Here is a 12,097-nt window from a genome sequence, read left to right as displayed (position 1 = left end):
GATGACCGTGTGTCGATGCAGCTTGCGCCCCGATCAGGCGCCCATATTCGCCCTCGGCTCTGCCATATGCGTCGCCAACGAAGTCTAAAAGGCCTGCGCGGTCCGTAATAGCCATGGGGCCCCCTGCTGGACCTGATCAGGTGCTTTAGTGAAATCATGAATAAAAGCGGACTGTCGGTAACCCACGTGGTAGACATCGCGGTGGCTTTGGCGGACCAGTAACCTCTGAAAAGTCTTTAGTGCTGATTGGGCGGACGAAATGGTCCCCCAAGCGGGCACCGGACTCGCGTGATGTGCGGATCGGAACGGTGATGTGACGCATCACGAGGCGCGGCCTCGCGCGACGTGGACGGAAAGCCCCTCGATTTCGGCTTGCCGCACGACGCAGGTTGTACAATAGATTCCGCCAACGCTGCGGTACAATCGGCAACATCCGCCCCGCAGACGAAACCATTCGGCAGGCGCGCCAGCTATGACAATCTCGACAAACCCCCATTGCAAATTGTGCAATGGCGAGTCTGTTTTCGACAGCAGAGTGCTGGCCGCGGCGCGCGCGCGATCGGTATCTCCGGAGCGCTTGCCCCGCTCGAGAAACCCGCCGGCAATGCCATCGGTAACCAGGCGCCAAAGCGCCCGGCGCGACAATCCGGTCCGATCAAACAGGGCGTTCACCATCGGCTCGTGAAGATCGACGATCGCTTGGTTGATGCTGCGCTGACATGACCCGTGACGCGTGGCGGGAGAAACGGCGAAGTGGAACTGAATGCCGCCCGACCGTCCGCTGCCGCTGACCGCGTATTGCACTGCAACGTCGATCTCCAGAATTGCGCCACCGAGGTGGAGCGCGGCGAGGATTTCCCCGAGCTTCCAAACCAGGATGCTGAGCAGATATGCGGCGGCGGTTCTCTCGTCGATCCCCTCGGCAAGCGTTGCGGTGTCGGCCAGCCAGCGATCAAGTTCCATCTTGGGAATTGCTGCCAGCGGCACAAACTCGCGCCCCGCATTGTCCAGCTCCAGGCCGAGATCAGGTCGTGTGTTGGCAAGCTGGCCCAGCAGGGTCGCCAGCTTTGCTTCTTGATCGGGATCGCTAGCCAATCCTGCCACTCCGCCGCATCAACCCGATGAAGAATACGCCACCAACGAGGCCGGTGATAACCCCGATGGGCATGTCGAGCGGGGGAATGACAACGCGGGCGACGATATCGGCAAGGACCAGGAAGATGGCGCCGAGGAGCGCCGACAGTGGCAGCACACGTCGGTAGTCGCCGCCGACGGCTAGCCGGACGACGTGCGGGATCATCAGACCCACGAAGGAGATGATACCGGAGAACGCGACAGCAGCGCCGGTCAGCAGGGCGCAGACGATGAACACCACGATGCGAAACTGGCCGGCGGGGATACCGAGCGTGGTCGCCGATTCATCGCCAAGCGTCATAGCATTGAGATTGCGGGCGTTGAACAGCAGATAGGCGCCGCACAGGACAAGTGCCACGATCGGGTAAGCAAGCTGGCTCCATTGCGCGAGCCCGAGGCCGCCCAGCATCCAGAAAATCACTGTCTGCGCGGCGCGGGGATCGCCGAGGAAAATCCCGAGGCTGCCCAGCGAAGTGATGACGAAGGAGATCGCGACCCCGGTCAGCACCAGGCGGCTGGCATTGGTAGCGTTGGTGAAATTGGCGATGCCCACGACAAGGCTACCGGGCAATCCGATCAAAGTGCTCTTGAAAATGTCGTTGTCGACAAGCGCCATCACCGTCTCCCCTCGGCACACCCCGGCCGGGTTGAATCACGTGTCGATGGCAGGTCTCCTGGCTCACGGGTCGTCGCGCTTCCGAACCTTCCCAGCCATTTGGCCAGTGGTGTTCCCGGAAGAACTCGCCGCTTACAGTTGCGGGGGCAGCCACGGTTTTGCGCCCTAATGGGTACGTCGCACCGTGTTCCCTTTTAATCCCCGTTGGCTGCTGGCCGCCGAAGAACCTTCAACGGCGCGATATGACCGAGTGTGTCGCTGGATGTCAACTCGAAGCACCGGATCGAGGACCGACTGCGTTGCCTCGGTGGCCGCTATCCGTGAGGTAGCGGCACATGACTGCCTTCTCACGTGACCTCGACCCTATCCCGGTCACTTCCAGCGCCAACCGATGTGCTGCCAAGCGCTGCGCACGACTTGGACTCGATGGCGGACTTCGTCGCCACATACTGGTTGTAAATCAGCGTCAACAGCCTGTGGGGGTTTGCGATCAGGTGGCAGCTACCGACCCCGTCTGGTTCGTTGAGGCATTGCGTGAAGAATGCCGTTTTTGGGCAAGAGCAGCCCCTCCACGAGGCGCTCTTTCGGTCGAACTCCGCAGCGACCAGGAAATGTAATATTTGGAACCAGGCGTCGATTTATGCGCTCGCCACTCGAGCTTCAACTTTCGCCGGTGCTCCTGCATGGTGGCGCGCGGCTGTTCGACGGACTTGAGGGAGTTGACCTCAGATTTACTCTGCGGTCCCGTTGTGGCGACGAGCGTCGCGCACCTGGCCTTCGACGCCAGACGCGCTTAACCCCCCGGGGCTGGTTTGTGTGCCCGCTTGGCGGCCCCTTCGGACGCGTGGCTGGCGGCCACCGACCCGTCTCAGCCATTCAGGGCTCACACGCGGTCCCCCAAACCAGCCATTCAGTGGCCATCCATTATAGGTCACTTCGCCGATGCGCTTGGGATATCAAAATGATGCACCCGAGACCATGCCAGCCCTTAAGTTGTCCTCAATTGCTGAGTTCGACGGACCTGTTTGAAGCGACCGTAAAGCCGGCAAGTGACACCGCCAGGTTGAGGGGCTGGCCCGCATCGGCGCTGGCGCCGGTTATGGTCAGTTCCTTGCCGGCGCGGATGGCGCTGATCTCGCTGGCATTGAAGGCCACGGGAACGAGGCACCCGCTGGCAATGCAGGTCAGGAACGGCCGCCCCGCACCCAGCGGGGTGGCATCGACTTTGAGGGCAACGCCGTCCGCCAGGCGCATGCCGAACGGCAGCAGCAGCATGCCTTCGATCTTGTCGAGCGCTGGCGTGGCCAGTTCCACGCTCAGCACCCGCTCCCCCGTTTGGCTGTTGGAGAGCGACTGGGACAGCGCGCACAGCTTGCCATTTCCCTCCATGCGGCAGGACACCGTCCACTCGCCATGTTCCTCGCTGAGCGAGGTGGCGCCACCCGGTAGTGTCGAGGCGGCGGGGACCTCCTGAGCCAGCACGGGGCTTGTGAGCAACACGCCCAGCAAGGCGAAAGCGAGGGTGAGATTGATACGCATGATGGTGACTTTCAAGGTGAGGCGAGAGGCCCTGCCCGCTCGGGCGGCCCGGGAAGACGAAAAACGGCATCGGCCAGGTCCGGCTGATCAGCGGCATGCTCCGTGTCCGACGGGAGCAGCACCGCGCATCGGCTGATGCCCAGATCGTCCAGCTGAAACGGGGTGCCATGACCATGTTCCATATGGCCACGCCCGATAATGCCCACGACGAGCGGCGGGTTCGGACGATCGACGAACCGCGCAATATTGCAGGCAAAGGCGCGGTCCCAGGTCTGCTGTGCGCGAACGAAACGATCGAAGGCCGGGTCGTCGCCGCTCTTGGCGTCGCGATCCGGTCGCGCACCGCCGGTAAGGGTGAACAGGTGTCGGCGATGCGCGGCGCTTGCCGGCTTTGCCGGAGTCAGGCCATCCCGCTCATCGACAGGGATGGCGTCCCAGCCCTCCTTGCCCACGCGCGCCACCAGCGGACGTTCACAGTTCAGCGCCAGCATGGGCAGCCGGAACTGGCGGCAGAATTCGAAGATCGGCAGATAGAGCGCCGGATCGAAGCGCCAGACGCGATCCCACTCGCTCTCGAGCAGGAAGGTCGTCGCGTCGAGTTCCCCGGCCACCCAGCGATCCAGCACGGGCTGGACGCGTCGGGGAAACATCTCGAAGCCGACGGCGATATCCTGCCGGAGCGCAAGCAGGCCAGCGCAGACATGCATCTGCCAGCGGTGGATGTCGTAGCGGTCGTGCGTTTCCCCCAGCAGCACGACCTGCTGTCGCGCCATGCGGGCCAGAAGATCGCCATGCGTCACGATGGAATTGGTGGCCGGCTCGATCCAGCTCCCCGCGTCATGCACCATCCCTGAAGTCATTCCGCCGGCACCGCAGCTGTTTCCAGGCCACGCACCACAAGCCCGGTCGGCTCGCCGGCACCGTCGAGCGCCTCATCAATGGTAACGCCGCCCGCCGTCGTGGTGCGCCGCCAGTCCGCGACGGTATTGGCTCTCAAGTGCAGGTGAAAATCGGGCCGCATGACATTGATGAAGCCCATGGCTGGATTGACCTTTTCAACCTGGCCCGTCCAATTCTGCCAGAAACCCTTGCGGCTGAAACTGATGGAAACGGCGGCGCTGGTATCCTTGGCCAGGTTGAACGGACGAGCGCCCGGATCGGCCGGATCGACCTCGGGCCGCTCGCCCCGCGGTTCGCTCGGCTTTTCCGGCAAAGGCTCGCCGGCACCGAACTCGACCAGGGCCGCGTCGAACGGAGCCAGCCCGCCAAACCCGACGACGCTGAACAGCGCCTCACCCGCCCCATCGATGAAGTCGATGCGTGGATAGGCCTGGTCGCCCATGATGCTGGTGCGGTCGACGATCACCGTGGCGATCTGCGAAGCATCGATGCGGCTATCATGCTCGGCGCCGGAACAGACCAGCCAACCATCCTCGATCGTCACGGCCTCGATGCTGCCGATGCGCTCGTGGGTGGCACCCGCGCGCTTGGCGGTAATCATCAGCTTGCCGATGGCCGGCAGTGCCCGAATGACGGATGCGGGGGGCACGGCAAGGTGTTCGCGACGATGGGTCATGTCTGCTCTCAACTATCAGGTGGTAACAAGAACCGGCGACCCGGCCTCTGAGCCGCTATCGGCCAGATTGAGGTCGATGGAGCGGACGGCGCCCAGCCCACGGGGCGGGCGGTGGGCGATAATAACGAAGGCGGTTTCCGGCAGTCTTTCGCGCAGCATGGCAAACAGCGCCGCCTCCGACTCGCCATCCAGTGCCGAGGTCGGCTCATCGAGAAGCGCCCATTGCGGCCGCTGCAACAGCAAGCGCGCCAATGCCAGCCGCTGCAATTCACCGCCCGACATGCCGTGCGAGTTGGCGACCTTGCTGTCGGAGCGGCCGAATTCGGCCTGGCGACGATCCCCCAGGCCCACATCCTCGAGCGCGGCATCGAGAGCCGCTGGCTCGAAGTCGGCGACCTGACCGGGATAGGCGATGGCCGCATAAATATCGCCAATGGGGAAATAGGGTTTTTGCGGCAGGAACAGCCGGCTCGATGTCGGTGTTTTCAGCTGGCCGACGCCGTGTCGCCACAGCCCCGCCAGTGCCTTGAACAACGAGGTCTTGCCCAGGCCGGACGCGCCATGCAGCCAGACCGCTTCACCAGGCTGCACCTCGAGCGCCGCAACGCCAAGAATGTCGCGGCCTTCCGGCGTCGTCAGCACCAGCCCGGCAATGGACAGCGTGCCATCGGGCGACGGCTGATGCTCGATATCCCCTGCCGTACCGCCGGCGCGCTTGGCCGCTTCAAGGAAATTGTCGAGGCGCGACGATGCCGCCACCAGTTCGGCCAGATCGCGATAGGAGAAGATGAACCAGGACAACGAAGTCACGACGCTGGAAAAAGCCGTGCTGAGCTGCATCAGCCCGCCAAAGGCGACATTGCCTGCGAGATAGGCCGGCAGCGCCACAAACAGGGGAATACGCAGCACCGAGTGATTGAACGGATAGGTGAAGCACCCGAGGATCAGCTCGCGGTTTACCAACTTGCGCCAGTTGCCGATGATGGCATCGAAGCGGTTGGCGAAAATGGCGCGCTCGGCCTTTTCGCCGTCGCTCAGCGCCACTTCGTCAAAGCTGCCGCGCAATCGCGATAGAGCGAAACGGAAATTGGCCTCGCGGCGCTGCTGTTCGATCACGATGCCCTTGAGCGGATAGCCCAGCACATGGGTCAGCACGCTTGAGAGCGCCACGTAAAGGAAGGCCGCCCAGATCATGTAGTTGGGAATTTCGATCGGCAGGCCGATAAACTCCAGCGACAGCGGGAACGACGCCAGGCTCCACAGCAGGATGAGATAGGAGAAGAGCCCTACGACCCGCCCGATCATGTCGAGCGCCTCGCTCAGCAGCAGTTGCAGGAAAATCCGGCAGTCTTCGGCGACGCGCTGGTCAGGATTGTCGATATGGACGCCACGCGGGCCCCTGCCCGTTTCCCCCCATTGGTCGCGCGTACCATTGGCCAGATGCCAATAGGCGCGATTGCTCATCCAGATATCGATCGCCCCGTCGGTCAGCGAACGGCGCCAGCGCATCTCAAGATGCTTGCGAAACCATTGCCCGGTGAGATGGCGCGCGGAATTGAGCGCCACGATGATGCCGAAGATGCCGACCTGGCGGATCGACTCGTTGACATCCATGGCTTCGAGCGCCCCGTAAAAGGCGCCGGTCCACTCCACGATGCGGATCGTGGCATAGACGCCGCCAAGATCCAGCGCCACGACTATGGCAAAAAGGACGAGACCGAACTTGGCGCCGGGCCCGGAAAGGCACAGCGCCATCAGGCGCCAGAACTGGTCGAATATGCGTTTCACGACAGCTTCCCTTGAAAGGCGAGAGGGCGCCGAAGCGCCCTGCCGCTTGATGGCCCTTCGATCAGAACTTGACCGAGGTTCCGACCTTGAAGGTGCGCCCTGGCCCGACCTGTGCCGAAAGCGGGTTCTGCGCCTGCACGGGGCCGTTGGTCTGGTTGGCGGCGTAGCCGGTTAGGGTGTTGGGGAAGTAGGCGGTGTCGAAGATGTTCTGCACGCCGAAGTTGATTTCGACATTTTCCGTCGGCTTCCAGGTCACGTAGCCGTCGAGCAGCGCATAGCCGGCCGGCTTGAAGGCGGCGGGGTCAGAGCGCTCGGTGGGCCCGGCGGCAAGCGTCGTCAGCAGTTCAAGCTCAAGCCCATGTTCGGGGATTTCATACCGCACGCCAAGCACCGCCGTTAGCGGGACAGCGCCATCGAACGGTGTCGTGGCGGATGTAGAGCTGACCTGCTGGGTCCCGCGCTGCCAGGTGAGGCTGCCCGTGGCGAAGATGTTCTCATAGAACTCATATTCGCCGCTGACCTCGATGCCGTAGAGATCCACCGCTTCCACGTTGTCGGACCAGATCGCAAAGGCACTCCCCGTCGCCGGATTGATCGGCGAACCGGGCACGTTCTGGAAGCCGCGAATGAAGTTGGAGTACTTCGAATAAAAGCCCGAAACGCTGAACCAGCCATTGTCAAACTCGCCGCGCAGGCCCGCCTCATAATTGCGCACCGATTCCGGCAACAAGTCAGGATTAGGGATTAGCGACGTGTCGTTGAGCGCCGCGACAGAGGTCGCGCTCGACTGGAACAATTGCTGGGCGTTCGGCATCTTGAAGCCTTCGCCATAGGCCGCATAGACCGAGAAGTCGTCGTTCAATTGATATTGCAGCGAGAGCTTCTTGATCAGCTCGGTGCTGTTGACCTCATGCGGCGTATAGCCCGGCAGGCCAACATAGCCGGCATCCGGGGTGATCGAGTAATTGGCCAGGCGCAGGCCGGGCGTGATGGTCAGGCGATCGTCGAACGCCTTGATCTCGTCTTGAACGAAGAAGTCGGCCCGCACGGTTTCGACCTTGGGAAATGCGAACCCCGCATTGTCGACTGGCGCGACGATGACCCCGTCAGACCGCCAGGTCGTGGTCGTGCCGATGTAGTCGCTGTTGGAAATGTCCCCATCAAAACCATAGGTCAGCATGTGACTGGTCGGGCCGGCATCGAATGACGAAACCAGCTGCAGGTCGCCTTCGAGGAAGCGCTCGCTATAGTCGCGCAGGTTAGCGACCGTCTGCGTCCGGTTGGCATAGGTGCGATACGACGTGCTGTTGGTGACGCGCTTCTGGGGCGAGTAGGAGACCTGCCACTTGACGCTATCCAGCCAGGGCGCACTGACCTGCCAGTCGTGCTCCACCGCGAGGCGATAGCGCGTCATATCCAGCTCGCGCGGATAGGCATTGCTGACATAGGCCGTATTCGTGGGAATACCGCTCGCGGCAGCGCCCGAGTCCCAGATTTGTTGGATCATCGTGTTGCGATCGAAGAATTCGCCGGTCAGCTTGATTTCGTGATCGGCGTTTGGCGTGATCACCAGCTTGACCAGGCCATTATAGGCGCTGGTGTCTGCCGGGAAGAGCGCATCGCACCGGAAATAGGCCGGACGCGGGCATGCAGCCCACGGGGCGCCATTGGGATCGGCATTGGTCAGCTTTGGCTCGGTCGATGACAGATGCCCGAAGCTGCCCAGCACCTGCACCGCGCCGAAATCGTAAGCGCCGGTGATCTGCTTGCGCCACGAATTGTCAAAACTGTCGAATGCCGTGCGAACCTCGACGGCCCATGGCTTGTCAGAGCCCGCGAGCAGGTCCGAGGGATCGCGTGTACGGAAGGCGACGGTGCCGCCCAGCGCGTCGGCGCCCATCAACACCGAGTTCGGGCCGCGCATAATTTCGACGGCCTGCATGTTGAACGGGTCGACGAAATCGCGGCTGCCGTCGGTGATGCGTTCCTGCACGCGCGACCCATCCACCAGCATCTGCACGCGATTACCCGTCATGCCGCGAACGGTAAAGCCGGTCAGTTGGCCCCATGGATTGGTGATCGAGGTCTGCCGATCCACCGAAACACCAGGCTCGTGCCGCACCAGGTCCTGAATGTCGCGCACGACGCGCTTATCCAGTTCATCCTTGCCGATAACGGTGATGGTCGCCGGCACGTCGAGTGCGCGCTTGGTGCTGCGCGTGGCGGTGACCACCAGTCGCTCAAGCTGGGTCACCTGCGCAGTGCTCAGCGTTGTGGCGCTCTGCGCGAAGGTAAGCGTCACGCCACTGAAGAGGACGGAAGCCAGGATAGTGCTGCCGAAAAGTGCGCGCAGCGAGCGATTGCGCATGGCGTTGCTACCGCTCGCCGAGCTGGCGCGCGTGGTATGTCGGATCATTTAAGCCCCCAAAGGAATTAAGCTTTGCTGGCTGAACCGAACTCCGGATGGCTGGCTGCGTCGTAACGAGCCCTAAGATAACATGACACCAAGAGTCAACAATTTTGTATTGGTTGCCTTGTAACGCCATTCGGCCAAGCGCGTCCGAGCGTTCTTGGTGGGGACAGCCGACCCAGCATGCGTTGGGCGACGAAGCCTGTAATTCGAGCAGATTTGCACCTCATACCAGAGCGCTGTTTCGATCTCTGACAACCCGTGGGAAGCCCGCAACTCTACTTCGTGCGTTGCAACGTGAATGTCCTTGACCAAGCATCGATTGAAACGGGCGTGCATGCCGCAAATCGCTCACTGTTACGACATCGACGCGTCTGCGATCCCCTCAAGGTTTTCAACATTGGGCAGACCCTTACGACCAGATGGCCCTGGCCGTCGCAAAGCTAGCGCGCGGCAGTTTGATATCGAGTTCGGAGACCTGGAAATACGTCCGTGGCACCCCCTCGACAGGCAAGGATTTTGCGACCTGGAGCGCGGGGACTAACGAAAAGAAAGCGCTGAAGGATTTTGGCGCGCTCCTCGGTTCGGCAGTTTCCAAAGACACGTATCGTTACGTGGTTTGGCAAAACTATCTTCACGGATGGTGGAGAGGCACGGTCGAGGATGTCCATGACCTCGTTATCCCGGAGATCGGGTGGGAATACCTGACCTACTGATGCAGTCTCGATCATTGAGGGTAACTTGGCAACGTATCGCTCGATGGCCGATCGTGTCGATCTTCTCTACCAGAAAGGCCGCGCGGCGAAATGCGGTGAGGTGGACGGTAGCTTTCAGGGCGGTTTTTTGTGTTGCAGCCCGGCAGCTTTTGACCCCATTCCTGACGTTTGAAGCAAGGTCGCTTATTCCGAAAGCTGTCCTTCGTCGTCACAGAGGGATGTCAGCAACTCGCCCCAATCGGCTTTGAACGGGCGTCACGTTGCTTCCAAAAAAGCGACATGCCGGCACTGCCGCCGGATTCGGTATCGGTCCGCTGCTGCCGCGGCATCGGTATCAGGCATGACCGTTTGGGTGGCCTAGCGATCGGAAGTTTCCCAGCGGGGATTGATCCAGGGGACGTCGTTGCTGGGCGGCAGTGGGGTTTTGCCGAGGATATGATCCGATGCTTTTTCGCCGACCATGATCGAGGGGCCGTTGAGGTTGCCATTGGTAATGCGCGGGAAGATCGAGCTGTCGGCGACGCGGAGGCCCTCGACGCCGATGACGCGGCATTCGGGATCGACCACGGCCATGGGATCGTCGGCGCGGCCCATCCGGCAGGTGCCGCAGGGGTGGTAGGCGCTTTCGGCGTGACGGCGGATGTGGTCGTCGAGTTCGTCGTCGGTCTGGTATTTGTCGCCGGGCAGGATTTCCTTGCCGCGATAGGGATCGAAGGCGGCTTGCCCGAAGATCTCGCGGGTGATGCGGATGCAGTGGCGGAAATCGGCCCAGTCCTTGGCATCGGACATGTAGTTGAACTGGATGCGCGGGGCGACTTTGGGATCCCCTGAGCGAAGCGTGACGGCGCCGCGCGAGGCCGAGCGCATGGGGCCGACATGGGCCTGGAAGCCGTGGCCTTCGGCTGCCGCCTTGCCATCGTAGCGGATGGCGATGGGGATGAAGTGGAACTGGATATCGGGGTATTTGACTCCGGCCTTGGAGCGGATAAAGGCGGCGCTTTCGAACTGGTTGGAGGCGCCGAGGCCGTTCTTGAACAATAGCCATTGCGCCCCGATCAGGGCTTTGCCGAAGAGGTTCCAGTATTTGTAGAGCGTGATCGGCTGGATGGAGGCCTGCTGGATATAGAGCTCCATATGGTCCTGCAGGTTCGCACCAACGCCGGGGCGGTCAGCGACAAGCGGGATGTTATGCTCGGCGAGCTGGGCGGCGGGGCCGATGCCGGAGAGCAGCAGCAGCTTGGGTGAATTGATCGAGGAGGCAGCGACGATGACTTCACGGCGGGCGGTGATGATCTCAATGGCGCCATTGCGGTCGACTTCCACGCCGGTGGCGCGGTTGTTTTCGATGACAATTCTGCGGGCAAAGCAGCGGACGATGGTCAGGTTCTGCCGGTTGCGGGCGGGCTTGAGATAGGCATTGGCGGCGGACCAGCGGCGGCCTTGCCAGACCGTCTGCTCCATCGGGCCAAAGCCCTCCTGCTTTTCTCCATTGTAATCGTCGGTCATCTCGAACCCGGCCTGCTTGCCGGCCTCGACGAAGGTCTTGAACAGCGGATTGTCGCGCTTGCCGCGGGTGACGTGGAGCGGGCCGGACTTGCCCCGGCGGTCGGGATCGCCGCCGTGCGGGCCGGGATGCCAGTTCTCCATGCGCTTGAAATAGGGCACCACATCGGCATAGCCCCAGCCAGTGGCGCCGCTGGCTTCCCAATGATCGTAGTCGCCGGCGTGGCCGCGGACATAGACCATGCCGTTGATCGAGGACGAGCCACCGATGACCTTGCCGCGCGGCACGGCGAGGGTGCGCCCGCCCAGATTGGGCTCGGGCTCAGAGACGAAGCCCCAATCGTAGCGCGGCATGTTCATCGGGTAGCTGAGCGCGGCGGGCATCTGGATCAGCGGGCCGGCATCGGTGCCGCCGAATTCGAGCACGATGACGGAATGCTTGCCGTCTTCGCTGAGGCGCGAGGCCATGGCGGCGCCGGCCGATCCCGAACCGATGATGACGAAGTCGGCTTCCATGGGCAGGCTCCTAGTAGGCGGCCGCGACCGGGCTCATGGCGACGTAGACCGATTTGATCTGGCTATAGTGATCGAGCGCAGCGCGAGAATTCTCGCGCCCGACGCCCGAGAGTTTAACGCCACCGAACGGGGCTTCGACCGGGGTGATATTGTAGGTGTTGATCCAGCAGGGGCCGGCTTCGAGTTGGCCGATAACGCGGTGGGCGCGGGCCATGTCGGCGGTGAAGACACCGGCGGCGAGGCCGAATTGGGTAGCGTTGGCACGGGTGATGACGTCGGTCTCATCGGCGAAGCCGAGG

General features: G+C 62.4%; 10 protein-coding genes and 1 riboswitch. Of the genes, 1 reads left to right on the top strand and 9 read right to left on the bottom strand.

Annotated features, from left to right (window positions below):
• Positions 1-321 precede the first annotated feature (321 nt).
• The 7 genes from JWP26_RS12765 to JWP26_RS12735 form a co-directional block, all read right to left on the bottom strand.
• Positions 322-1,095, bottom strand: coding sequence for a hypothetical protein (locus JWP26_RS12765; RefSeq protein WP_299728075.1), 774 nt, complete (start codon positions 1,093-1,095; stop codon positions 322-324).
• Positions 1,088-1,750, bottom strand: coding sequence for a FecCD family ABC transporter permease (locus JWP26_RS12760; RefSeq protein WP_367184126.1), 663 nt, complete (start codon positions 1,748-1,750; stop codon positions 1,088-1,090). The genes JWP26_RS12765 and JWP26_RS12760 overlap by 8 nt, the downstream gene beginning before the upstream one ends.
• Positions 1,751-1,780: 30 nt before the next feature.
• Positions 1,781-1,996: riboswitch (cobalamin riboswitch) on the bottom strand.
• 753 nt (positions 1,997-2,749) lie between these two features.
• Positions 2,750-3,289, bottom strand: a complete 540-nt coding sequence (locus JWP26_RS12755; RefSeq protein WP_299728072.1) for an invasion associated locus B family protein — start codon at positions 3,287-3,289, stop codon at positions 2,750-2,752.
• Positions 3,290-3,300: 11 nt separating this feature from the next.
• Positions 3,301-4,149 (bottom strand): ChaN family lipoprotein, encoded by an 849-nt coding sequence (locus JWP26_RS12750; protein WP_299728069.1) that lies wholly within the window; start codon positions 4,147-4,149, stop codon positions 3,301-3,303.
• Positions 4,146-4,865, bottom strand: a complete 720-nt coding sequence (locus JWP26_RS12745; protein ID WP_299728066.1) for a ChuX/HutX family heme-like substrate-binding protein — start codon at positions 4,863-4,865, stop codon at positions 4,146-4,148. The genes JWP26_RS12750 and JWP26_RS12745 overlap by 4 nt, the downstream gene beginning before the upstream one ends.
• Before the next feature lie 15 nt (positions 4,866-4,880).
• On the bottom strand, positions 4,881-6,653 hold the full coding sequence (locus tag JWP26_RS12740; protein WP_299728063.1) for an SbmA/BacA-like family transporter: 1,773 nt from the start codon (positions 6,651-6,653) through the stop codon (positions 4,881-4,883).
• 61 nt (positions 6,654-6,714) lie between these two features.
• Positions 6,715-9,069 carry a TonB-dependent siderophore receptor gene (locus tag JWP26_RS12735; RefSeq protein ID WP_299728060.1) on the bottom strand — a complete coding sequence of 785 codons (2,355 nt, stop codon included), beginning with the start codon at positions 9,067-9,069 and terminating at the stop codon, positions 6,715-6,717.
• 416 nt (positions 9,070-9,485) lie between these two features.
• Here JWP26_RS12735 and JWP26_RS12730 point away from each other — a divergent pair, with 416 nt between their 5' ends.
• Complete coding sequence (locus JWP26_RS12730) at positions 9,486-9,779, top strand: hypothetical protein (protein WP_299728057.1); 294 nt, start codon at positions 9,486-9,488, stop codon at positions 9,777-9,779.
• Positions 9,780-10,136: 357 nt separating this feature from the next.
• Here the strand turns inward: JWP26_RS12730 and betA are convergent, their stop codons facing one another.
• Both betA and JWP26_RS12720 read right to left on the bottom strand, forming a co-directional pair.
• Positions 10,137-11,798: a choline dehydrogenase gene (gene betA, locus JWP26_RS12725; protein WP_299728054.1), complete on the bottom strand. Its 1,662-nt coding sequence runs from the start codon at positions 11,796-11,798 to the stop codon at positions 10,137-10,139.
• A gap of 10 nt (positions 11,799-11,808) precedes the next feature.
• Positions 11,809-12,097, bottom strand: a 289-nt coding sequence (locus tag JWP26_RS12720; RefSeq protein ID WP_299728051.1) for an aldehyde dehydrogenase family protein, incomplete at its 5' end; no start/stop codon positions are given.

The organism is Devosia sp., assembly GCF_028290435.1.
Lineage (GTDB): Bacteria > Pseudomonadota > Alphaproteobacteria > Rhizobiales > Devosiaceae > Devosia.
Note: the sequence above shows the minus strand (reverse complement) of the source record. Positions and strands in the feature narration are given on the sequence as shown.

What these genes read in the sequence shown, in the direction of transcription:
- JWP26_RS12760 (WP_367184126.1), bottom strand. Translation starts at nt 1,750, where the DNA reads ATGGCGCTTGTCGACAACGACATTTTCAAGAGCACTTTGATCGGATTG.
- JWP26_RS12755 (WP_299728072.1), bottom strand. Translation starts at nt 3,289, where the DNA reads ATGCGTATCAATCTCACCCTCGCTTTCGCCTTGCTGGGCGTGTTGCTC.
- JWP26_RS12750 (WP_299728069.1), bottom strand. Translation starts at nt 4,149, where the DNA reads ATGACTTCAGGGATGGTGCATGACGCGGGGAGCTGGATCGAGCCGGCC.
- JWP26_RS12745 (WP_299728066.1), bottom strand. Translation starts at nt 4,865, where the DNA reads ATGACCCATCGTCGCGAACACCTTGCCGTGCCCCCCGCATCCGTCATT.
- JWP26_RS12735 (WP_299728060.1), bottom strand. Translation starts at nt 9,069, where the DNA reads ATGATCCGACATACCACGCGCGCCAGCTCGGCGAGCGGTAGCAACGCC.
- JWP26_RS12730 (WP_299728057.1), top strand. Translation starts at nt 9,486, where the DNA reads ATGGCCCTGGCCGTCGCAAAGCTAGCGCGCGGCAGTTTGATATCGAGT.
- betA (WP_299728054.1), bottom strand. Translation starts at nt 11,798, where the DNA reads ATGGAAGCCGACTTCGTCATCATCGGTTCGGGATCGGCCGGCGCCGCC.